This window comes from Psychrobacter sp. ANT_WB68, assembly GCF_008369115.1.
Classification (GTDB): Bacteria; Pseudomonadota; Gammaproteobacteria; order Pseudomonadales; family Moraxellaceae; genus Psychrobacter.
The window spans coordinates 754,643-777,058 of sequence record NZ_VOAZ01000002.1 but is presented as its reverse complement, the minus strand read 5'-3'; the positions used below and the strand labels follow the sequence as shown (position 1 = coordinate 777,058).

Annotated in this window: 16 protein-coding genes and 2 pseudogenes; 6 read left to right on the top strand and 12 right to left on the bottom strand. The window is 42.7% G+C overall.

All coding sequences use genetic code 11. From position 1 onward, the window contains the following. Positions 1 to 34: 34 nt before the first annotated feature. Positions 35 to 1,093 (bottom strand): TRAP transporter substrate-binding protein, encoded by a 1,059-nt coding sequence (gene dctP, locus FQ084_RS08430; protein WP_149490220.1) that lies wholly within the window; start codon positions 1,091 to 1,093, stop codon positions 35 to 37. 248 nt (positions 1,094 to 1,341) lie between these two features. Beyond that, positions 1,342 to 2,691: a lyase family protein gene (locus FQ084_RS08425; RefSeq protein WP_149490170.1), complete on the bottom strand. Its 1,350-nt coding sequence runs from the start codon at positions 2,689 to 2,691 to the stop codon at positions 1,342 to 1,344. Positions 2,692 to 2,739: 48 nt separating this feature from the next. Between FQ084_RS08425 and FQ084_RS08420 the strand changes: the two genes are divergently transcribed. From FQ084_RS08420 to FQ084_RS08405, 4 genes and pseudogenes are all read left to right on the top strand, one after another. Continuing rightward, on the top strand, positions 2,740 to 3,528 hold the full coding sequence (locus FQ084_RS08420) for an IclR family transcriptional regulator C-terminal domain-containing protein (protein ID WP_149490169.1): 789 nt from the start codon (positions 2,740 to 2,742) through the stop codon (positions 3,526 to 3,528). Between the two features lie 434 nt (positions 3,529 to 3,962). Next, the gene (locus tag FQ084_RS08415; RefSeq protein WP_149490168.1) at positions 3,963 to 4,283 is read left to right on the top strand and encodes an integrase arm-type DNA-binding domain-containing protein; all 321 of its coding nucleotides are present in this window, start codon (positions 3,963 to 3,965) and stop codon (positions 4,281 to 4,283) included. A gap of 67 nt (positions 4,284 to 4,350) precedes the next feature. Then, positions 4,351 to 4,467 (top strand): annotated as a pseudogene (locus FQ084_RS08410) (IS3 family transposase); the annotation flags it as partial. 91 nt (positions 4,468 to 4,558) lie between these two features. Continuing rightward, positions 4,559 to 5,431: a DMT family transporter gene (locus FQ084_RS08405; RefSeq protein ID WP_149490166.1), complete on the top strand. Its 873-nt coding sequence runs from the start codon at positions 4,559 to 4,561 to the stop codon at positions 5,429 to 5,431. A 25-nt stretch (positions 5,432 to 5,456) separates the two neighbouring features. On the opposite strand, the gene FQ084_RS08400 is transcribed toward FQ084_RS08405, so the two are convergent. The 6 genes and pseudogenes from FQ084_RS08400 to FQ084_RS08370 all read right to left on the bottom strand — a co-directional run bounded on the left by FQ084_RS08400 (position 5,457) and on the right by FQ084_RS08370 (position 13,938). Next, positions 5,457 to 6,224 (bottom strand): ABC transporter ATP-binding protein, encoded by a 768-nt coding sequence (locus FQ084_RS08400; RefSeq protein ID WP_149490165.1) that lies wholly within the window; start codon positions 6,222 to 6,224, stop codon positions 5,457 to 5,459. Positions 6,225 to 6,255: 31 nt separating this feature from the next. Further along, positions 6,256 to 7,509 (bottom strand): ABC transporter substrate-binding protein, encoded by a 1,254-nt coding sequence (locus tag FQ084_RS08395; protein WP_149490164.1) that lies wholly within the window; start codon positions 7,507 to 7,509, stop codon positions 6,256 to 6,258. After that, positions 7,506 to 8,480 (bottom strand): annotated as a pseudogene (locus tag FQ084_RS08390) (FecCD family ABC transporter permease). Before FQ084_RS08390 ends, FQ084_RS08395 begins: the two are co-directional and overlap by 4 nt. A 1,142-nt stretch (positions 8,481 to 9,622) precedes the next feature. After that, positions 9,623 to 10,378 carry a DUF305 domain-containing protein gene (locus FQ084_RS08380; protein WP_149490163.1) on the bottom strand — a complete coding sequence of 252 codons (756 nt, stop codon included), beginning with the start codon at positions 10,376 to 10,378 and terminating at the stop codon, positions 9,623 to 9,625. A gap of 186 nt (positions 10,379 to 10,564) precedes the next feature. Continuing rightward, positions 10,565 to 11,206 (bottom strand): DUF411 domain-containing protein, encoded by a 642-nt coding sequence (locus FQ084_RS08375; RefSeq protein WP_149490162.1) that lies wholly within the window; start codon positions 11,204 to 11,206, stop codon positions 10,565 to 10,567. A gap of 233 nt (positions 11,207 to 11,439) precedes the next feature. Further along, positions 11,440 to 13,938 carry a copper-transporting P-type ATPase gene (locus tag FQ084_RS08370; protein WP_262880701.1) on the bottom strand — a complete coding sequence of 833 codons (2,499 nt, stop codon included), beginning with the start codon at positions 13,936 to 13,938 and terminating at the stop codon, positions 11,440 to 11,442. Positions 13,939 to 14,371: 433 nt separating this feature from the next. On the opposite strand from FQ084_RS08370, the gene FQ084_RS08365 reads away from it, so the two are divergent. Both FQ084_RS08365 and FQ084_RS08360 read left to right on the top strand, forming a co-directional pair. Then, on the top strand, positions 14,372 to 15,088 hold the full coding sequence (locus tag FQ084_RS08365; RefSeq protein ID WP_149490161.1) for a heavy metal response regulator transcription factor: 717 nt from the start codon (positions 14,372 to 14,374) through the stop codon (positions 15,086 to 15,088). 1 nt (position 15,089) lies between these two features. Continuing rightward, positions 15,090 to 16,574 carry a histidine kinase dimerization/phospho-acceptor domain-containing protein gene (locus FQ084_RS08360; protein WP_149490160.1) on the top strand — a complete coding sequence of 495 codons (1,485 nt, stop codon included), beginning with the start codon at positions 15,090 to 15,092 and terminating at the stop codon, positions 16,572 to 16,574. 438 nt (positions 16,575 to 17,012) lie between these two features. Here the strand turns inward: FQ084_RS08360 and FQ084_RS08350 are convergent, their stop codons facing one another. The 4 genes from FQ084_RS08350 to FQ084_RS08335 form a co-directional block, all read right to left on the bottom strand. Beyond that, complete coding sequence (locus tag FQ084_RS08350; RefSeq protein ID WP_149490159.1) at positions 17,013 to 17,738, bottom strand: DUF3726 domain-containing protein; 726 nt, start codon at positions 17,736 to 17,738, stop codon at positions 17,013 to 17,015. A 13-nt stretch (positions 17,739 to 17,751) separates the two neighbouring features. After that, positions 17,752 to 19,479, bottom strand: coding sequence for a hypothetical protein (locus FQ084_RS08345; protein WP_149490158.1), 1,728 nt, complete (start codon positions 19,477 to 19,479; stop codon positions 17,752 to 17,754). 103 nt (positions 19,480 to 19,582) lie between these two features. Continuing rightward, positions 19,583 to 21,268, bottom strand: coding sequence for a BCCT family transporter (locus FQ084_RS08340; RefSeq protein WP_149490157.1), 1,686 nt, complete (start codon positions 21,266 to 21,268; stop codon positions 19,583 to 19,585). A 139-nt stretch (positions 21,269 to 21,407) separates the two neighbouring features. Continuing rightward, the gene (locus FQ084_RS08335; protein WP_149490156.1) at positions 21,408 to 22,397 is read right to left on the bottom strand and encodes a membrane dipeptidase; all 990 of its coding nucleotides are present in this window, start codon (positions 22,395 to 22,397) and stop codon (positions 21,408 to 21,410) included. Positions 22,398 to 22,416: the final 19 nt, after the last annotated feature.

Below are 22,416 nucleotides of genomic sequence, written 5' to 3'. Positions count from 1 at the left end.
AATTTTTCCAATATCAGTTATGGAAAAGAGTAAACTAGGACTTACAAGCCGCACTGGCCTCCTTGGCTTTTTGATAAACGGTTTTGGCATCCAATCCAAGTGTTTCAATATCTTTTAAGTATTTTTGAGTGCCTGCTTCTAACGGTGCTTTCCAAGCAGGGTCATTCAACGGATCAGGGATGTCTATCATCACATCGCCTTTTGCTTTAGCCTCGGCCATAAATTTATCATCGTCTGCATCGAACACTTTCCCAGCAAGAGCAGCCATCATTTTTCCAGAGTTATTATCGATGACCTGTTTCAGCTCTTCTGGCAAACCTTCGTATCGACCTTTGTTCATAGTGACCACAATAGCGGAACTATAAAAAGGAATATTTGTATGAGTGTTTGAAAGTTCAGTCAGTTTAAATGAACCCATGGCATCCCAAGGAAGACTTAAACCATCTAAAACACCGCGTTGTAGCGAAGTATAAACATCAGTGACAGGCAAACCTACAGGCGTTCCCCCTGCCGCCTCAATGATGTCTCCGGCGATGGCCGATGGACGACGAATACGCAAGCCTTTCAAATCATCGGGTTTGTTGATAGGTTGATTAACCGTATGAATTCCTCCAGGACCGGTACCCATCATGAACAATAGGTGTGTATCTTCATATTCACTTGATATCACCCCATCATCATACAAAGTCTGTAGCATACAGTTCATTTGTGTTGCTGAGTTAGAGAGACCTGGAAGCTCTGTGATTTGAGTCAATGGAAAACGACCGGCTGTATAACCTTGAAGCTGTGAACCTATATCCACAGTACCCTTAGCAGTTGAGTCATAGGCAGCGTCAGCTTTAGTGAGTGTTGCAGAAGGAAAAATTTCAACTTTTAACCGTCCTTCTGACTCTTCTTCAATTTTTTGCGCCCAAGGTTCAAAAACGTCTGTATGCGTCGCTGAAGTCGCTGGCCAAAAATGGGCAAAACGTAATGTAGTGGTTTCTTTAGAATTTACAGCAGCACCATCACCGGCTGTATCATTTGACTGCGAGCAACCAGTAATACCAATCATAGCGGCTAATGCCATACTAAGTGACAGAGTCTTCTTCATCATAAAATCCTTTTTGATGGTTAAATTAATTCTAATACAAAAGCTCTATTATCAAGTCAGGCCTATCTTTCTTTAAGGTTATAATGAAAATGACTTTGATAGAATGCAAAATCAAACACTCCATAGAAGAGTTTAATTTGTTCTGCAATAGAATATTTGTTCGTAAAGTGAATTAAATTAACCCTTTTCTCTCCTTCTGTCAATCTAGTTATTTGATTTATAACTCTCTATTTACCACTATTTAAAGTTTAAATAAGCTTTTCAATGGTTTTTAATATCACTTGGCATTGCCTATCTGCAGCACCACAATAAGTTAAGGGCGATAGAATAACTTCAAGCTCACCACTAGCTCTATCAGCATTTCTATATATAGCCTGCTCTTTTAGTAAAGATAAAAAAGTCTGTACAAACCCTCTGTGGTCTCTATGCGCTTCTTGGCTGGCTTGCTCTATTAATGGATATACCTGACCTTGATTGTCTAAAAAGTAATGCTGCAGAGGTTGAATAAGGTATGCGTCACTATTTAAATCAAGGTTGGCAGCCATACGTTCTGGGTAGACTTGCAATCCTTGTAGCAAATCTTTCAAATAGGCTGCAGCACCCGCAACCAAGGCCATACCCTCAACTAAAGGCATCCAACTAGCATGCCACTGACCTAATGCGCGTTCAAAGGGTTGGGCTGTTGTACTGCTGATAACACTAAGATGACCATGCATTCTTAAGGTGGCTGTTTTAATCAATGCACACAATACAGGATTACGTTTATGAGGCATTGAGGATGATCCACCCATACCTCTGATGGCCGGCTCAGCCACCTCACCCAATTCAGACTGACACATTAATGCGATGTCTTCGACGATATTCTCCATTGCACCTGCACAAGCATCTAGTGTAGAAGCTATCGCATGAATAGGTTGCCTGTTGGTATGCCAAGGTAATAGTGGCAATGACAATCCAAGCAGGTTTGCGACGTGCTGGGGTAATTCATGATGCTCATTTTCTTGATCGCTTACACCAACGGGCCCACCCCATTGTAAATAAAAACCTGATTTCTCTAATTGTGCTAGATTTGGCATTACAGCGATTAAAGATGCTGCCCACTGTGACACTTTGACTCCAAAAGTAATTGGTAAAGCTTGTTGCAACAAAGTCCTACCTGCCATCGGTGTCATATTGTGAGTATCTATCAGTACGGCGCATGCTTGAAGCACTTCGCTCAAGTCATGACTGATATTTGCTATTGCAGGCTTCAGCATCATCATCATCGCCGTATCGACCACATCTTGACTGGTCACTGTTTGATGAAAATATGGTTTTAGTTCTTGAGTAATTAATGATTTGGCTTGGGCGACAAATGGAATGGCCGCATTACCGCCTAGATAGGTTTGCGATCCAATCGCATCAATATCGAATAAATCTATCGATAATGCTTGCTTAAATTGCTGTAGAATACCTTTAGGAATAAGGCTATGATGCTCTCTGGCTTCTATGATAGCCAGCTCAAAATCCAACATCGCTTGTACAAACAGACGATCAGAGAAGTTATTGGCGATATTAGAATGTACAAAAGGCTGATTGATTAATTGAGTAATGTGCATTTAGAATCCCTAGTTTTATTAATCATTAATTGGTAATTATTAAACATCATGTATAAAGAACAAGATAAGAAAATACCCTTTGATAGTCCAGACTTTGTTGCTTCTCTTGCAGCAGGTCTAAGCGTATTACTGACTTTTGATGAAAACCACTCTAGCATGACGCTGAGTGAAGTAGCCGAACGTGCCAATATAGACAGAGCGAAAGCTCGACGCTATCTATTAACATTGCATGCTCTTGGTTATGTGCATAAAGATAAGCGACAATTTAGCTTAACACCTAAGACTTTAAGTGTTGGCGCAAGCTATTTAAGCGGTGTTCACCATCATGATATTATTCGGTTTTATCTAGAGCGCGTGACTGAAAAAACAGGTGAGTCTTGTTCTTTTGCGGTATTGGATGGCGACGATATAGTTTATATTGCTCGCTCTGCAGCCAAACATCGCTTACTGTCTATCAGTATCTCAGTTGGAACACGACTCCCTGCTGCTTATACCTCGATGGGGCGCGCTATTCTCGCTAATCTTCCTAATACGCAACTTGAGAACTATGTCAATGACGTTGAACTAATTGCACACACCCCCTACAGTATTACCGACCGTGATGAACTTCTTCAAACACTAAAACAAGCAGCAGAAAATCAATATGCGGTCGTAAATCAAGAGTTGGATACAGGCTTATTATCTCTTGCACTTCCCGTCTACAAATCAAACAATGAATTAATTGGTGCTATTAATATTAGTACAAACGCTTCACGTATCTCTTATGAAACCCTAATGGAGCAATTTTTGCCCATATTACGAGATTGCGCTGAACAAATCCAAACCTACTATGTTTAAGAGGAGCTATCTGTTAACGCATTAGCTTTTCATAAATCAATTTGACGATAGCATCCTTACTACATCTCCAACTTTCTCTGAATTTCAGTAAAGTTTAGGGGTCATCCTAAATAACCTCAGTTATCTTGGATGACCCCTTTCTTGCTTATATAGATGTAAAATTCCTATAGTTCGAATTACTACCTTAAAGTCGAGACCCAAACAAATATTTCAATATCTCATTGTTGTTAAATTAATATAATTTAATTATTAATTGTATATTAATAAAGCCCTGCGTAGAAATGGTCGATGCGCTGTGGGCGCACCATCAGACATAACGACATGACACGATAAACCCTTGTGAACCAAGCGCTGCAAGGATTTTTTATTGTTTAATATACGATGGCCACCGATTAATAACGGTATCATAGGCGGTATTCATCGATACCGTCAAAATGGCTAAAATAATAAAACCCTTGACTGATTCACAGGTCAAACAAGCCAAGCCGCAAGACAAACCCTACAAGCTGGCAGATGGCGGGCGTCTTTATTTATACGTCAGCAAACTAGGCGCTAAATCTTGGCGTATGGATTATATCAAACCTATTAATAAGAAGCGCGCTACTATAACCCTAGGGCTTTATCCTGACGTTACTTTGTCACAAGCTCGAATACAGCGCAAGGTATCGATCCGCAACAGCAAAAAATTGATAACGAGCAAGCGCAAGTATTATTATCTAATAACACGTTTGCAGCCATTGCCGAGGACTACATGAGTTGAGCTATGCTGAAAAAACCGTAGAACCAAACTTGGTAAACTAACGACTCAATGAGGAGTTTATCATGACTAAGAAAATCAGAATCTATAGTACAGCTTTCAAAGGTGAAGCCGTTAAGAAGATAGCAGACAATAATGGCAATATCTCAGCGACTGCAAAGCAGCTTGACATAATCTACCAAGTGTTTTTTTCGTGATTGACAGCAGGGGTCATACCTATTACAGGAAGGCAGAATGCTACAATAGCGCTTTTTCATGATTCGATAAATTAAGATGATAAAAACAAAGTATGCTTTAGGTTCGGCATGGATGATTGTGGCGGCATTTTTATTTGCCTTAATGAGCATTTTGGTAAAAAATGCCGCCACACAGCTTGATATGAATCCTTACGAGTTGGCGTTTTGGCGGTCAGTTTTGCCGGCATTGATGATTTTTTGTGGTACGTTAGTGCGTCGGCAAACTCTTAAAACCCCATTTTTTTGGGGGCACATGAAGCGTAGCGTCGCAGGCACAACGGCTTTATTACTGGCTTTTTATGGGTTAAGTCAGCTGCCTTTGGCAACCTCTGTGACCCTTAACTATACGTCAGTAATATTCATTGCCATTTTATCCATTGTTTGGCTAAAAGAAACGCCCTCCTTAAAAACATGGATAGCGCTGTTAATGGGCTTGGGCGGTATTTGTTTGATGTTGCAACCTGCCTTTGAGTCAGACCGGTTAATTCAAACCTTGATTACGCTGAGTGGCGGAATTTTTACCGCTTTTGCCCTATTACAAGTGCGAGCGCTGTCGCTCATGGGCGAGCCTGCTTGGCGGATTGTATTTTATTTTTCGGCAGTGGCAGCGGCCATTTCGGCAGTGGTAGCAACGTGGGTGGGCTGGCATCCACTGACCATGGCAAGCCTGCCTTATATAGTCGGTATTGGAGGCGCCGGGCTATTGGCACAGCTGGCCATGACCCATGCTTATCATGTGGGAGAGAAATTTACGGTGGCAGCGTTGTCTTATTTGACCGTTGTATTTGCTTCCATTTATGGGGTAGTTTTTGCGGGCGAAACAATCGGCCTAATAGAAATTTTAGGCATTGTAGCCGTGATTTTGGCAGGAGTAGTTAGTAGCTTTCCTGAGAAGAAAAACGCGGATTAAAATTACATTAACTATTATCAATAATTTAAGCAGTTTTTCGGTAAGGATGCACAACCGGCAACCCTCGGCTACTGGTTAAAATCTCGATGTCTACTTGATATACTTGCTGTAAGATTTGCGGCTGTAACACTTCTTGAGGCGTACCTTGTGCTTGTATTTTACCATCTGCCAACAGCAATAATTCATCAGAAAACTGAGCGGCAAGGCTTAAATCATGCAATACCATCAAGCAAATAAGTTGATGTTCTTGAGTATAATGGCTCACCTTTTGTAATAAATTAATTTGATGTGCCATGTCTAGTGCCGACACCGGCTCATCAAGGAGTAAAATTTTGGGACGACGTAGCAAGGCTTGGGCAAACATAGCAAGCTGACGCTGCCCCCCACTTAACGCACGGATAGGACGATGTGCCAGTTCGGCAATATTTAATTGTGCCATCAGGTCAATGGCTTCACGCATTAAGTCATCGCTAATATGCCGACCCAACGCATCCATACGCCCCAGTAGCACTACCTCAAGCGTATTAAGCTCGGCATCGGTGTGGCTATCTTGCGGCATATAGGCAATGGGCTTACGCCATGCCATCAGATGGGCTTTACGTTGCACGGTATCTTGATAACGGATATTGCCCGAAAACGCTAATTCACCAAAAATCGCCTTTAATAAGCTCGATTTGCCCGCCCCATTTGCCCCAAGCAGCGTATATATTTTGCCGGCGTGGAACTGGGCATTGATAGCTTTGACAACGGTGAGCGAGCCACGCTGTACGGTTAAATGATCAAGTTCAAGCATTATTATATCTTTATAAAGTTAATAGCAAAAATTAAGCAAACAGGTTACGCAGCCAATTACCTAGCTTATCCCACCATGACATCGTTTCAGGTGCTGACGTGGTTGGCGTAGAGTCAGCTGTGGCTTTTACTGAGTCGGGCGCTATGGCTGTCGTTGATACGTCGTCTTTACAAACACTTGCGCCGCAGCCTAACTGGATAAAAAACGTGCCGTTGGGCTTGACTGGCAAGTATTTTTCATGAAAATCCATGTAGGTTTTTTCAGGGTCGATATCGGTAAAGACTTTAGGATATAAGGCCTTTGCCATAAACTGAGCCGATGCCAAATCAGACAACGAGCGAGAAGCAGTGTGATAAATGCCATACACCCGGTTATTTTTTACCGCCGGTAGACTTGCCCAGCCGTTACGTGTAGTAAAGCCTTTGAGCCGACGTTGGGCTTCATCGGCACTAATATCGATGCCCATGGCCATAGCATCGGTCTGTTTCATACCAACTTCTGTGCCTGAGATGATAATAACATCCGGTTTACTTACCAATAGTTGCTCAGGGTTAATAGGGCCCCAATTTTCGACAAACGGTTTACTAATATTATCACCGCCCACAGTATCGGCAATCGCACCCCACATATTTTTGCCAAACGTAAAACTGTGCTCTTTTGGTCCTTTATCACCAAATTCAATATAGATTTTTGGCTTGGCTGACCCTGCGGCTTGAACCCGTTTTTGGATATCGGCAATCCCATCAGCGTACTCTTGGGCAGCTTGGTTAGCGCGCTCCTCTGTCCCTGCAATTTGCCCAAATATTTTGGTGCTATTGGTATGATTTGTGATACTTTGATCATTATAATCGACCACCACCACAGGGATATTTGACGCCTCAAAACGCGGCATTTCGGCTTTTAGCGTATCGTATTGCCACTTTGCCAATATCACCACATCAGGTTTCATTGCCAAGGTTTTTTCAAGCGAGAATGTGCCCCTATCGATATTGCCAATATCGCCAATGCCTTGTAAACTGGGTAGTTTTTGACTATATAATTGCCAGCTACCAGGGTTAAAACTTTCCCAGAACTCTCGGGAAATACCCACCACATGTCCAAAATTTTCAGCGCCCGTTGCCGCAATATAATCCGGATAATAAAACCCCAACACTACCCGTTTGGCCGGCACGTCAACTTTAACGTCACGCCCTAACACATCATGAATCGTCTTTATTTCAGCTTGTGCACCCATCGCTGTCATTAATACTGCTGTCGCCAATGTGGCACGAATAACTTGTCTCATCGTTTACTCCAAATAATCCAAAATAAAAAAGGCACGCCCACAAAAGAGGTCACAATACCCACAGGAAATAAGGCCCCGGGAATAATGACCTTTGACAACACCGATGAAAATGATAAAAAAGCGGCGCCCGCTAGCATGGTTGCGGGTAAAAAATAGCGTTGGTCTTCTCCTACCAATAGCCGGGCAACATGCGGGGCAACCAAACCAATAAAGCCAATTACCCCCACAAAACTAATCGCCGTTGCCGTCATCATAGCGACCAAAATTAGCGTTCTAATACGTAATCTTGTTAAGTTCACGCCGAGGGCAGCGGCTCTGTCTTCGCCTAGACGTAAAGCTGTTAACTACCAACCATCTCGCATCAATAAGGTAATGCAAACCGTACTGACCACCGCAACCACAGCAAGATTTGTCCACGTAGCTTTGTTAAGGTTACCAAATAGCCAAAATAGAACTTGCTGAGACACTTCAGGCGATGCGATAAATTGCACCAGCGATAACAGCGATTGAAAAATAAACAACAGGGCAATGCCTACTAGTATCAAAGTAGCGGCGGCAAATTGCTTTAAAGAAGCGAATAAAAACAACACCGCTGAGGCTAGCATGGTCATGACAAATGCCCCAATCGGTACGGCATATTGTATAGGCAAACCAAAACCACCAAACGCAATTACTAACGACGCCCCAAAACCTGCTGCGGCTGCCAACCCCAAGGTATAAGGGCTTGCCATAGGATTATTTAATAAGGTTTGCATTTCAGCACCGCCTGCCCCAAGCGATGCACCGACCACTAATGCCATCAAGGCAATGGGCAGTCGCAAATCATAAATAATGGTATGGGTGGTATCTTCCACACCCGTCAGCCGTAATAACGCCTCAATCACATCCCTTATAGGCAACATCGAAGGGCCTGTCATCACATCCAAAATCAGTCCCACTAAGCACGCTAGCGCAAACACCAACAATACCATGCGGCGCTTGTTCTCGATTTTTCGTTGCTCACGAATGATATATTCGCTCATTACTTGGGTCATTTTATAATCCACAGGGTTAGAGCAGTATTAAACAACCCTATTGTGTTCGCTCGAAATTTGAAATGAGGATTATAATAGAAATGAGAAACATTCGCAATTAAATATTAAGTTTTCTACTTAAAACCTATTACTTTAAAACTAAAAATTTAAAAAGGAACAGGAACAGGAACAGGAACAGGAACAGGAACAGGAACAGGAACAGGAACAGGAACAGGAACAGGAACAGGAACAGGAACAGGAACTATACTCAACTTAGGCTGCATAAATATCAACTAATTAGGAGTCATCTGAGTATTCGGACCATATAGAGCGGTAGGGAATTTTGTCGAGCCTTACTGTGTTTTAAAACAACAATCTATTTAAAATTCTTAATTTGAGAGGATAAATCAGACTTGTAGTGGCATAATTCAATCGGAAAGTGTCTAAGAGGTCTGTTTGGTAGGTTCTGTTGAAATATATCTCAAAGAAACCATTGAAAACCGACTTCTTCTATCTACAGTCATTTGTCATAATCACCGTTATGGGAACAAGGGCTGCTACCTAGTGAGGGTTTGTATATCAAGCTGTAGGCTAATGGTATCAACGGTTTTTCTTACTAAAATAGTCGCTGTGTACATGCAGTGATATATATATAAAGCCAGCTATAAAAATAGTTCAATACTTATTTGACGCTATATTAAAAAACATTAACCAATCATGTTATTAAGTTGACAATAAAAGCACATAGTAGCCTACTAGCACCTGCCACACTAAGTTATCAATAATAAACAAGGACTTGATATGAACTTTACTTCTAAAGATAAGTTGAATTCAGAGTTGCCTTCTATTCATTATAATATGAGCTGTACTTGCTCGAAATGTGGCTGTACCTGCCCATCCACCTGTGATAAATGCGATATGTGTTCGAAATGCTGCAAGTGCGGTGAAAAGTAATATACCTTACAAATTAGCATTTTTTACGCTATTAATAAGAATTAAAAAAGCAGCCCCCTAGAATATCTAGGGGGCTGCTTTTTTAATTCTTATTAATCATCGTTTAAATAGATTAATGCTCAGTGACAAGTTCTTGAACAATGCGCTTATACTTTATTGGCTGCAATCCAGCTTTGCATTTGTTCAATTTCAGCCTTTTGGGCATCGATAATTTCTTGTGCCAGTTTCAGCATTTCGGGGTTTTTACCATATTTAAGCTGAGTTTCTGCCATATCTACCGCGCCAACGTGATGCGGTAACATACCACGAGCAAATGCCATATCTGGCACTGGGTCTGCAATACCTGCCATCATATCATCATGCATCGCATCCATACCGTCAGCATAGGCTTTCTGCATCGCTTTGGTATCCGCTGTTGGAGTTTTAGTGTCTGGATTACTAGCGAGCCATGTTTTCATCTGCTTAATTTCAGACTGCTGGGCGTCGATGATTTCTTGCGCCAGCTTACGCATCTCTGCATCAGTACCGTACTTGAGCTCAATCTCTGCCATATCTACCGCACCGATATGATGACCAAGCATACCTTGAGCAAATGCCGCATCGGGATCGTTATAATCCATACCAATCATCATATCTTCATGCATTTTAGTCATTGATTCGCTGTACTCTTTGAGCATAGGTGTCATCGGAGTTCCGTCTGCTACCATCGCATCTGCACTCATATCATGCCCTGCATGTGGATCCATCGCTGGTGCATCTGCTTGAGTGGCATCAACTGTTGCTCCTTCTTCAGCTACGGGCGCTTCAACCTTATCATTAGCAGGCTGACAGGCGCTTAATAAAAGAGCGGCACTGACACTAGCAGCAATAACAGATAGGCGTAATTTGTAATGAGTTTTCATGGTATATCCTTGGCTTGAATCAGTTAAATATCTTTAACTGTTTGAAATGGTTTATTCAAAACTTTATAAATATTTTAGATGTCAAAGTCATCAGAGATGAGTTTGACGTAAGGATTTATCTGATTTTATGGGCATTATCCATAAAGCCATTGTTATCGTTACTAAAAATGCATACCAGTATCAAAGCTATAATTGTTGCGTCGTAGACTTAATATCTGCATACACTTGGGTAGTGCCATCTTTGTTGAGCTGCATAATTTGATACGGCATGAATTTATTTTGATACTCCATACCTGGGCTACCAACTGGCATACCGGGTACCGCAAGACCAATGGCTTGTGCTGGCGGATTCTCTAAAAACTCTGCCATATACTTGGCGGGTACGTGACCTTCAAAAACGTAACCATCAGTGGTGATTGCCGTGTGGCAAGAACGCATCTCAGTGGGTACGCCATAACGGTCTTTAAATAATGCCACATCAGCAACATCCTGCGTCGTTGTGCCTAGACCATTATCTTCTGCATGGCTTATCCAGTCTTTACAGCAGCCGCAATTCGCATCTTTATAGACGGTTGCTGAGATATTTTTAAGTAAGTCTGGATTGCTTACTGGCGTACTTATCACAGAGGCAGAAGTAGTCTTTGATTCAGCTACGTTTGCAGTGACAGCCTGATGCTCAGCCTTTACTGTGCTGGCAGTAGAGGCACTACTTTCCGGTTGGCTACAAGCAAATAAGGCTGACGCACCAAGTAATATCAGTGCGCTATGCACTAGCTTATAGGATTGTCGTTTAGGCTGAAGGTTTGATTTTTTTATGAGGACTGTCATAGTGAGTCTCGTATTGGTCGCACAGTGCATAGTGCATAGTGCATAGTGCATAGTGCGCACTATGCAACGCCTGATATTGTTTAATAATAAATTTGGCATTAGATTAAGATTACGAACAGCTTAGTATGATGACTCTGACAACAACATGACGCTAAGATGACAATTCTGTCATGTTGCGGTCATAGCATGTTAATGCCGCTAACACTGCTCTATCTTTGATCAACGCTCTAAAATTAGAGCTTAAGACGACGCAGTCTCAGCGCATTACCAATAACCGATATTGAAGAAAGGCTCATCGCAGCGGCCGCAATCATTGGACTGAGCAAAAGCCCGAAAAACGGATACAGGACGCCAGCAGCAATCGGTATGCCAAGCGCGTTATAGAAGAAGGCAAAGAATAGGTTCTGTCTGATATTACGCATTGTAGAATGGCTCAGTTTATGGGCTCTAGCAATCCCCATTAGATCGCCTTTCACGAGCGTAATGCCAGCACTTTCCATGGCCACATCTGTACCTGTGCCCATGGCGATACCAACGTTAGCTTGTGCAAGAGCGGGAGCATCATTGATACCGTCACCCGCCATAGCCACGATCTTGCCACTACTTTGCAACTCTTTGATGATACGATTTTTATCTTCTGGAGAGACATCCGCATGTACCTCATCAATATTTAACTTACTGGCAACTGCTCTAGCCGTTATCTCATTGTCACCCGTCAGCATGACTACCCGTAGTCCAGCTTTGTGCAGCAGAGATATTGCCTCGCTCGTACTCGGCTTGATCGGATCAGCCACTGAAATTAGACCAGCGGCTTGCCCATCTACTGCAACGAACATGACGGTTTCACCATCTTTTCTACGTTTGTCGGCACGGTCTGAAAGCGCACTGTCAAAACTATTGAGACGTTGCATGAATTTAGAATTGCCTACGGCTACTTGTTTACCATTCACCAGCGCCTGCGCGCCTTCACCAGTGGTCGAACTAAAATCGCTTGCCTTGACCATATCGAGAGATTTTGTCTTTGCAGCATTGACGATAGCTTCTGCTAAAGGATGTTCGCTAGCAGTCTCTACCGCTGCGACAAGTATAAGCAGTTCATCCTCATCTAAGCCTCCAAGCGCTTCGATAGCGGTAAGCTCTGGTTTGCCTGCTGTTAGTGTTCCTGTTTTGTCTACAACGATGGTGTCGACTTTTTCCATGCTCTCTAACGCTTCAGCATTCTTGATAAGTACGCCGTTTTGAGCCCCTTTGCCAGTACCAACCATAATCGACATTGGTGTGGCGAGCCCTAACGCACAAGGGCAGGCGATGATTAATACCGCGATAGCATTGACCAGTGCAAAAGCCATTGCAGGCGCAGGTCCGAACATGGCCCAGACAATAAAGGTTATAACAGAACAGATAAGTACGATCGGCACGAACCACCCAGCTACCTTATCTACCAGCTTCTGTATTGGTGCGCGACTGCGCTGAGCTTCAGCAACCATCTTGATGATCTTGGATAATACGGTGTCATCACCAACGTCGACCGCTTTAATCAGTAGTGTCCCAGTACCATTGACTGTTCCGCCGGTAACCGTATCCCCTTGTGCCTTTAAGACCGGAATGGGTTCGCCAGTCACCATCGATTCATCGATGCTGCTACTGCCTTCAAGCACCGTGCCGTCTACTGGAAGCTTTTCTCCTGGCTTCACTCGCAGTGTGTCACCGCTAACAACTTCGTCAAGTGATACTTCTATCTCGACATCATTCTCATCCACACGTCTTGCTGTTGGTGGAGCCAGCTCAAGTAAAGCACGGATTGCGCCTGAGGTCTGACTTCTGGCTTTGAGTTCTAGAACTTGACCCAGTAGTACCAAGGTCACGATGACAGCTGCCGCTTCATAGTAGACGCCGACTTGACCAGAAGCATCCCTGAAGCTGTCTGGGAAAATACCCGGAACAAAGGTTGCTATCAGACTGAAACCAAAAGCTGCGCCTACGCCCACTGCAATCAGAGTGAACATGTTCAGGTTGCGACTTTTTATTGATTGCCAACCACGGACGAAGAATGGTGCGTCTCCCCATAAAACGACTGGTGTTGCGAGCGCCAGCTGTATCCACTGAGCGATCTGCCCAGAGATATCGCCCTTAATAAGGTTGTCTAGGTTTATACCTACCATATGGCTCATTGCATATAAAAACAGCGGTATGGTCAGCACCGTGCATATCCAAAAACGGCGAGTCATATCGTCTAGCTCTGAGGTGTCTTCCTCACCAATAGTAGCCGTCTCTGGCTCAAGCGCCATTCCACATATTGGGCAGCCGCTATTCTTCACATCTCTGACTTCAGGATGCATAGGGCAGGTATAGACTGTGCCGCTGTAGCCAGCTGGTACTTTGTCGTATTTGCCGCCTTTGATAGATTTTAACTCTGTATTAGACGCGCTGTGGTTATGACTATGACAGCTTGCATGATCATCTTTTGTATTTTTGTCAGTCATCTCTGCCATCTCGACAACCGACTCTTCAGATTTGAGGAACATATTACATAAAGGACAGCGACTATCCTCGATATCTCTGACTTCAGGATGCATCGGACAAATATAAACAGTTCCGCTGTAGCCAGCTGGCACTTTATCGTACTCGCCACCTTTGACAGACTTTATATCCTTACTCACTGTTTCGTTACCGCTTACGTAGTTATAGTTATTGTCAATTTCTCTTTCTTCTTCGCGCATATCATGTTTCATCAAACCATTCCTTGAAGACTGTGAGTAAAGGTTTAGAATCTATGCGATTGGTACTCGAACACCGTTTTTTACTGTTAAACTTAGGTGTTTTTCGTTAAGCTTATTCTGGTTTACGCAGATACTTGAGCAGAGCCATAACGGTCAATATAAGTATGGTAAAAACTAGTATTACAAACAGTAGCCAGATAACCATCATTCCCCAGCCCATACCATTCATCATGCTTCCATGCATTATAATGTTCAACATAGTATTTCTCCGTAACTGTTAGCATCAGAATTAGCTCTAGCATTAATAACAGCGTAACATTACAGCTCTGACAACAACATGACGCTAAGATGACAGTTCTGTCATGTCGCGGTTTTGGCATAGGAATATTGTCTGCATTCCTCTATGATCAACACCATTAACCTAACGAATCAGCATGGGTCTGCTATGAAAGTATTATTAGTCGAAGATGAATTGTCGCTTGGTGACTATATAAAAAAAGGCCTGACCGAAGCAGGCTTTATCGTTGAGCATCAAACCACTGGACTCGATGGTTACCATGCGTTGATGAGTGAGGATTTTAACGTTGTGGTTATGGATGTGATGCTACCTGATGTCAATGGCTTTGAGTTAGTACGTAATTACCGCGCCGCTGGTAAGCACACCCCAGTCTTATTTTTGACCGCTAAAGATGATTTGAGTGATCGCATAAAGGGCATTGAAATTGGCGGTGACGATTATCTTACCAAGCCTTTTGCATTCGCTGAGCTGTTAGTAAGAATAAAAAGTTTATTGCGTCGTGCCAACCAGTCTGACTACAGTAGCAATCTTATACAAATTGCAGATTTAAAGATGGATATCGCTAAACGCACCGTGCATAGAGATGAGCAGTCTATTAAATTAACCGCAAAAGAATTTTCCCTATTACAGTTTTTACTCGAGCGCCAAGGTGAAGTATTACCGCGCTCCGTTATCGCCTCGCAAGTTTGGGATATAAATTTTGATAGCGATACCAACGTCATTGATGTGGCCATTCGGCGCTTAAGAATTAAGATCGATGATGACTATGAGACAAAGTTGATACACACTGTGCGCGGTATGGGCTATCGCTTAGAGGTTGTGGATAATATTCATGATTTAACATATCCCACAGATAGCCAATAATATGACACCTATTGTCACAGACGGACGCTTATCACTGTTATGGCGGACACTGTTTTTACTGACGCTTTGTGTAGTAATTACCCAAATCTGTCTTTATTTATGGATTCAGCGTTCAGTTAATGGTCACTTTGAGCAAATGGACTCAGAGATTTTAACGCATGCTGCTTTTAATTTGCGTCAGCAGATGACGGATAGCTTGCTCAATGATCAGGGTGAAACATGGTTTTCTAATCAGCCTGTGAGTAAGCAGCCACAGCAACTACAAGATGCTGTACTGGAGTATGATGTAAAAACGATGATTACTGATAATCAGGGACAAGTCCTTACCAGTAACCCCAAAGGCTTTATGAGTCAGTCGAATAGTAAACGTTCAGTAAAAGATTTATGGCAGCAACATCATGATCGGCCGTTTAACTTAAAAATTGACAGTCGTCATTATCGAGCGATTGTCATTCAGCATTCCGGGCGTTTTGCGCTCATCGCTCTACCTATTGATGTTCATCATCAATACCTCGCCCAGTTTAACCGTCAGCTCATTCTTATCTTAATCGCGATTACTTTTATCTTGGTTTCTGTTGCGGCTTTCAGTGTCCATTTAGGATTTGCCCCACTATCAACTATCAGGCAGAAGATGACACGTATCAATGCTGAAAAACTCGATGATCGTATTGTAGTTAATGAGATGCCCAGTGAATTACGACCGCTTGCTGATGCTTATAACGATATGATGGAAAAACTTGAGCAAAATTTTGAGTCGTTATCGCGATTCTCAGATGATATTGCCCATGAGCTTCGTACCCCACTTGCTACCTTAAGTACCCAAACCCAAGTGATGTTAAGTAAGCATAGAAACAGCAATGAATACGTTGAGCAACTGCACGATCAGCATGAGACACTTGAGCAGTTATCTAACTTGATTAATAACATGCTGTTATTGGCAAAAACGCAAAAAGGCGTCTATGACTCCAAGTTTACTGCAGTCGATACCGACTCCCTCATTACTAAAATGATTTCTTATTATGATTTTATAGCGGAAGATCGTGGGATTGTATTTGAAAAAAGCGGAGACTTTAAAGCTGTATTGGGAGATGACAGCTTATTGCAAAGGCTGTTTGCCAACCTGATATCAAATGCTATCTATTATTCGGCCAGTGATAGTGTCATTACTATTGCCGCCTCTACTACCGATAATAGCACTATGAATCATACAGAGAGGGGAAATCGATCGGTATCAAGCCAGTCATTTTTAAAGCCATACCTAAAAATAACGCTCACTAATCAACTGTATGAGCCCTTAACACAAATAGAAGCGAATAAATTGCATGAACGCTTTTATCGTCATCATAAACGCAACTCTCTACATTCTGGCACAGGTCTAGGGTTATCGATCGTACAAGCGATTGTTAACGCCCATGACGGCAAAATGAGCATCACTGTCAAAGATGAATATTGTTTTCAGGTCAGTGTGGAGCTGCTGCTTTCTTAATTATAGCGTATAACCTAGCAGAACCACCTAATTAGGGTAATTAACCTATTAATAGACCACTTAAAACCGACTGGTATAATGGAACTACTTATAACAGACCACTGAACTAGGTCGTCTATTGCGTTATGCATTTTAGAACCATTTGATCTTTATCACAAAGCCATCTTATAACTCGTACTACGCCCAGAAGCCTCAGACTTTCTCAGCATCCCTTCTCTATCAAATCATTGATATTAGGTAATGCTGTGTCTATAAAGAACTTAGTCATCACTGCCCATTTCTTGGTAGTCAACTTGCCATAAAAGTCTGCGAGTAAAGTACTAGCATAACTGCTTGTCTGGTATTTAAGGCATGCTGTCGATGGGTCTGCCAAAAACTCGCCTTATGGATGATTTTATCTGTGGTCATTTGAGCAGCGATGAGTGCTTGTTCTGTAGCCTATATACCTCCTGCCCCTTTACTTGACGCCTCACTGTTTTCAACCAATATTGCTGCAGCGCTCTTTTTCAGAATTGCCCACTGTTCATCATCGACATAGATACCTTCTTTCCATGCCCGTTTATGGGTTTCAAACAGCTCATCCATTGATACTTTTTGATCAAAATTTTGGATTTCTTGTTCAATATCAAAGTTAGCTGTCGATAACTCAATCACCATATCATTGGTATTATAGTTATCCTGCGCCTCATTGAAAAAATATAGATCAGGATAAACAAATCTTTTATCTAAAGTAAAAATGGTATGCTTAGGTGCTGTGCCATTGTCCCACTTAGCCAAACAAGCGATACCTTTTGCCGCAAGATTCACGAGCTCACTATAAGCCAACCAGCGGTTGTGACAGTCGTGCAGATAGATTTTAAAATGATCATGATCACCCATTTTTTCAATGGCATAGTCCATCACTGCCGGCAGATGACAGACCAAACTGCTGCCATGTAGATCTAAACTGACCTCACCGTCAGCTTGATGGACGATATCAATAGGTTCATCACGTTCAGATAAAATAAATGGACTGGCATTATTAAAGTGTGTGATACCATTAAGCCCTGCCATCTGTAGCTCTGCTACCATGGAGGCAATCAAGTCAGCCTCCCCGACTTCACGTTGCAACCCCAAAAAGGCTTTATTCACCATGGTCACGATTTCATTATGCGATACAATCATGTCTCAATACTCCTTATTGGGCAGCTAATGGTAAAGTCGGAAACTCATTTATTTTCGGTAATAAAGGAAATAGCCACTCATCACTATGGACATCATTAAATAACGGCGCACCTTGGAACAAGGTCACACGCACCCAACGATCTGAACGCGGATCAAACTTAGTGGCACCAAACATGGACAATTTACAGCGCAATAAATGCATCGGTAACGCCGTTTTTTGCAAGACGTTAATTTGAATATCGCCCATCTTTTTATGACCCATCGTCCAAACGCGACGGGCGATGGTGCGATATTTTGGCTGCGTTAAGATAAATTCTGATAGCAACTGTTGTGGATCTGCTTGTTGTAAAGCTAAATACAGCGTATTCGCTTGTCTGCCAATATCTAACAAGAACTCTTTATCATCGCCATGCTCTTGTCCACGTACGCCCATTCTCGGCTCTTCTTTATCCTCAGAGCGATACCAGAACCAATAGACGTTTTCTTCTGCGGCAAAATCAATGTTAATTGCCCACTGATAACGCGCTTCTAATGCCTCAATCAAGTCTTGAACGACTTTGCCACTCGGTAGTGACATAGTTTCATCAGCGTTTATCTGCCCTGCAAAATCATCTACAAGCTCAGGATAAAGTTCCATCATGCATGAGATAATGACTTCTTGACTCTCATAACTGAGATGGTCATTGCGATGTAAAAAATCAGCCCACGTATCGCAGTCTTTAAGCTCAGCTTCAAGTTTTTCTTGTAACGCTGTTAACTCTTTAACAACCGTACTATTCAGTAGAATTTGCGGCTCATTGATGGTGATTACTTCAGAGAAGTGTTGGATGGCGCGATTCATTAAGGTTGAGAATTGCTGTACTTTGCTATTGTCAGATTCAAGCTCAATATCACAGACCAATACGGCTTGTAGCGCCCCTTCGCGAGTACTTAACCATTGATCAACGACACAAGGATGATTAATTAAGTAAGGTGCCATACCAAGACCAGTGGCATTACCGATACCCAGATATTTCTTAGTCTCTGGATGTAAGCTTACTGCCTTATCGCCGCCTTTTTTCTTCGCTAAATAATCGACCCAATCAAGGCTAAATTCTCGGATTAGATAAACTGCACACATCTGCGCGCGAAAAGATTGGTTAAAGTCTTCGCTATGATCAAGTGGTTTAAAGTCGTAAATGCCGAATTTACCATTGCCATAAACGGCAGTGGTGCGCAGGATATAACCGACTTGCGCCAGTACGTCCAAATCAGGCTGTTGACCATTGGCAAGCGAGCTGACAATATGATCAAAGACGCGCACGCTTTTATTAGCGCGTGCCAGCACCATCACCATGTTTGAGTTACGACCGGCTTCTTGTAGTGGCACATTGGCTTTCAGGTTTGCTAGTAGCTCATCGCCTATTTCGCCATAAACCAAAGCAAACGTCACGTCCCATTTTTGCGCAATCACGCGATCGTTACGTTCTTCATCAGCGATTTGATTGCAGAATACGACTAAGTGATAAACGTGCTCGGGCGTCTGTAAACAATAAATAACTTGTCCGTAGCCATTTTCATCTAAATCCCAGAGATGCTTACTTAACGTCCAATTTTCTTTATCGATTTTACGCAGTAGCGTCCGCACGAAGCTGATACGGGTTTGGTGCATCGCGCCCAATCTTTCAGAGTGCATCACCACATCGGGGGTACGAAAGCTGACTGCGTCTAGATTATCATTGACTGGCAAAGTATGTTCCATATAACTATCACCTTAAATAATAGGTTGAGCAAATAACTTATTCGCTACTTCTAAATACTGAACTAAATGAGTAAATAAATCATCCGCTATAGTAATGACGCACTTAATCGATTTTTTTGGTAACTGTTTCGTTGGCACGCTTTTCTTCAGCGAGTCGATGAGCTGTTTCCACTCGGTTAGGACGATAAAGGTCTTGGTCGTGCGCCATTTGCTGCGCAATTTTTGGTCCGTTCCATAACGACGGCAGTAGAATAAAGGATACAGGCACCGCAGTAATCACAATAAAGGATTGCAAAGCCGTCACGCCGCCGTCACCAAGTGAGATTAGCGCAATCGCTGTCACACCCATCATGATGCCCCAAAAGGTACGAATCGTAGCATTGGGCTCGCGCTCACCACTGATAACGACACTGATGGTATAGGTCATCGAGTCACCCGTCGTCACGATAAAGATCATAGTCAAAATGATAAATAGTAACGAGGTAATCAATGGGAATGGCAGCTGCTGAGTAATAGCTAATAACGCACCCGGAAGATTAAATCCTTCAAAAGCCGTACTTACACTTCCTGGATTAGCAATCTCAAACGCCAAACCTGAACCGCCAATCACTGTGAACCAAAAGCAAGTAACCAACGGGGCGATAATACAAACGGTGGTAATTAACTGACGAATCGTACGACCACGTGAGATACGAGCGATAAAGATAGCCATCATTGGACCATAGCCCAAGAACCAACCCCAAAAGAACACCGTCCAACCACCAAGCCAGCCTTCATCACCACGATATGTTGCCATCGGGATAAAGTTATGTACCATCGTGCCAACGCCTTGAATATAGCCATTGATAATAAACTTACTAGGTCCAAACATTAAAATAAAGACCATCAACCCAAAAGCCAATATCACGTTCAAGCGACTCAGTATTTGCATACCGCGAGCCAGTCCACTAATGGCTGATAAGGTATAAAGCACGATGGCAAATATAATGATAATAAGCTGGGTGACAAACGTATCAGGTATACCAAAGAGCGTATTGAGTGCATAACTGGTTTGTAACCCCAAAAAACCAATAGGACCAATCGTGCCAGCAGCAACCGCCACAATACAGCATGCATCAATGATTGCGCCTGTTTGACCATGCATAACACGTTCACCAAATACCGGATATAACAGCGTACGCGGTTTGAGGGGTAGCCCTTTGTCATAATGCAAGTGCATCACCACAATAGCCGTCAAGCTACCAACGATCGACCACGCCAAAAACCCCCAATGCATAAACGATTGTGACAATGCATTAATAGCTCGTTGTTGGATGTTAGTAGATTCACCATAAAGAGGTGGTGCGCTAACGAAATGCGCGATAGGTTCAGCCGCTGCCCAGAAAACACCCCCACCAGCCAATAGAGTACAGAATAGAATCGCCATCCATTTGAAATTATCCATTTCAGGTTTAGCTAGGTTACCTAAAATAACCCGTCCCGTACGGCCAGCCCCAACCGCTAACGCAATCACAAAGGTTGCTAATAATAACAATTGCCAAAACGGACCAAAGACAGTTGCCGACCACGTAAAACCCGTTTCCACTATCTTTGCTAAACGCGCTTCTGCAAAGATCGCCATTAAAACAAAGATAACGATAAAACCACCACTGTACCAAAATGCGGGGTTTTTCAGTCCTAGAGTATCTGATGACTCTTCGTTTTGAACCAAATTGTCCAGTGAAACATCCGGAATGATTGAGCTTCCTTGCTCACTATACTTACTATTAATTCCCTTTAAATCAGCCATGGTATGGCTCCATATGATAATGTTGCGTCATTTAAATTAGCGTTACATCTAAACAGTCTTATTTCGCCTTTCCATACTTTAATTTTTTCTGATTTACATAATATTCAACGTTATATAACGCTGAATGCTTCGTAAAAATTTAAGCTAAAGGCTTTATGCCACTTTCAAGAAAATCAAACCAGTTTTGACCGATAATTTTTCCGGCGTCTGTCTCATTGAAACCATGTTGTAATAGACCGTTATAGATATTTTCCATACCGTCTTTGCCAGCGAACCACGGCAAGGTATCTGGCCATCCTGAATTATTGGCATTACCTTCACCATAATCCATCGCCTTTGACCAACGACCATTACGCATCCACTCAAGCACGGCTTGTGGTTGGTTAATGCATAAGTCACTACCAATCGCTAAATGCTCAACGCCATATTTATCCGCACAATTAGCAATCATGCTGCAAAAATCATTGAGCGTACAGGCGCTGCCGTTCGGTAAATGAAACGGGTACAAGCTGAAACCTAACAGTCCGCCCGCTTTGGTCAAAGCACTAATGACAGTATCGGATTTATTACGTAATGCCTCATGGGCAGTAGTTGGATTGGCATGACTGATACAGATTGGACGGCTCGATATCTCAATGGCTTCAAGCGTTGATTGCTCTGCGCTGTGCGACATATCAATAATCATACCGACTCGATTCATCTCGGCTATTGCTTGTTGACCGAAACGCGTTACCCCTGAATCGTTTTGCTCATAACAACCTGTCGCCAGTAAGCTTTGATTGTTATAGGTTAATTGCATAATCAGTAAACCTAAGCGGCGCATGACGCTAATCAAACCAATCTCATTATCGATAGGCGAGCAGTTTTGCGCGCCAAAAAAGATACCAACTTTGCCTTTTTGCTTTGCCGTCTTAATATCAGCGACCGAATAAACGGGCAAAATCAAATCGCTATTTTGCTCAAAGCGTGCATTCCATTCAGCAAAGCGCGTTAGGGTTTGCCGTGCATCCTCGTGATAGACCAAGGTGGCGTGTACCGCATTGACACCACTGGCTTGTAGCATCTTGAAATAATCACGATCCCAATGGCTATACTGTAATCCGTCAATGATGATATAGTCTTGGTACATCTCAAACTCCCTTTATGCT

What these genes read in the sequence shown, in the direction of transcription:
- dctP (WP_149490220.1), bottom strand. Translation starts at nt 1,093, where the DNA reads ATGAAGAAGACTCTGTCACTTAGTATGGCATTAGCCGCTATGATTGGT.
- FQ084_RS08425 (WP_149490170.1), bottom strand. Translation starts at nt 2,691, where the DNA reads ATGCACATTACTCAATTAATCAATCAGCCTTTTGTACATTCTAATATC.
- FQ084_RS08420 (WP_149490169.1), top strand. Translation starts at nt 2,740, where the DNA reads ATGTATAAAGAACAAGATAAGAAAATACCCTTTGATAGTCCAGACTTT.
- FQ084_RS08415 (WP_149490168.1), top strand. Translation starts at nt 3,963, where the DNA reads ATGGCTAAAATAATAAAACCCTTGACTGATTCACAGGTCAAACAAGCC.
- FQ084_RS08405 (WP_149490166.1), top strand. Translation starts at nt 4,559, where the DNA reads ATGATAAAAACAAAGTATGCTTTAGGTTCGGCATGGATGATTGTGGCG.
- FQ084_RS08400 (WP_149490165.1), bottom strand. Translation starts at nt 6,224, where the DNA reads ATGCTTGAACTTGATCATTTAACCGTACAGCGTGGCTCGCTCACCGTT.
- FQ084_RS08395 (WP_149490164.1), bottom strand. Translation starts at nt 7,509, where the DNA reads ATGAGACAAGTTATTCGTGCCACATTGGCGACAGCAGTATTAATGACA.
- FQ084_RS08380 (WP_149490163.1), bottom strand. Translation starts at nt 10,378, where the DNA reads ATGAAAACTCATTACAAATTACGCCTATCTGTTATTGCTGCTAGTGTC.
- FQ084_RS08375 (WP_149490162.1), bottom strand. Translation starts at nt 11,206, where the DNA reads ATGACAGTCCTCATAAAAAAATCAAACCTTCAGCCTAAACGACAATCC.
- FQ084_RS08370 (WP_262880701.1), bottom strand. Translation starts at nt 13,938, where the DNA reads ATGAAACATGATATGCGCGAAGAAGAAAGAGAAATTGACAATAACTAT.
- FQ084_RS08365 (WP_149490161.1), top strand. Translation starts at nt 14,372, where the DNA reads ATGAAAGTATTATTAGTCGAAGATGAATTGTCGCTTGGTGACTATATA.
- FQ084_RS08360 (WP_149490160.1), top strand. Translation starts at nt 15,090, where the DNA reads ATGACACCTATTGTCACAGACGGACGCTTATCACTGTTATGGCGGACA.
- FQ084_RS08350 (WP_149490159.1), bottom strand. Translation starts at nt 17,738, where the DNA reads ATGATTGTATCGCATAATGAAATCGTGACCATGGTGAATAAAGCCTTT.
- FQ084_RS08345 (WP_149490158.1), bottom strand. Translation starts at nt 19,479, where the DNA reads ATGGAACATACTTTGCCAGTCAATGATAATCTAGACGCAGTCAGCTTT.
- FQ084_RS08340 (WP_149490157.1), bottom strand. Translation starts at nt 21,268, where the DNA reads ATGGCTGATTTAAAGGGAATTAATAGTAAGTATAGTGAGCAAGGAAGC.
- FQ084_RS08335 (WP_149490156.1), bottom strand. Translation starts at nt 22,397, where the DNA reads ATGTACCAAGACTATATCATCATTGACGGATTACAGTATAGCCATTGG.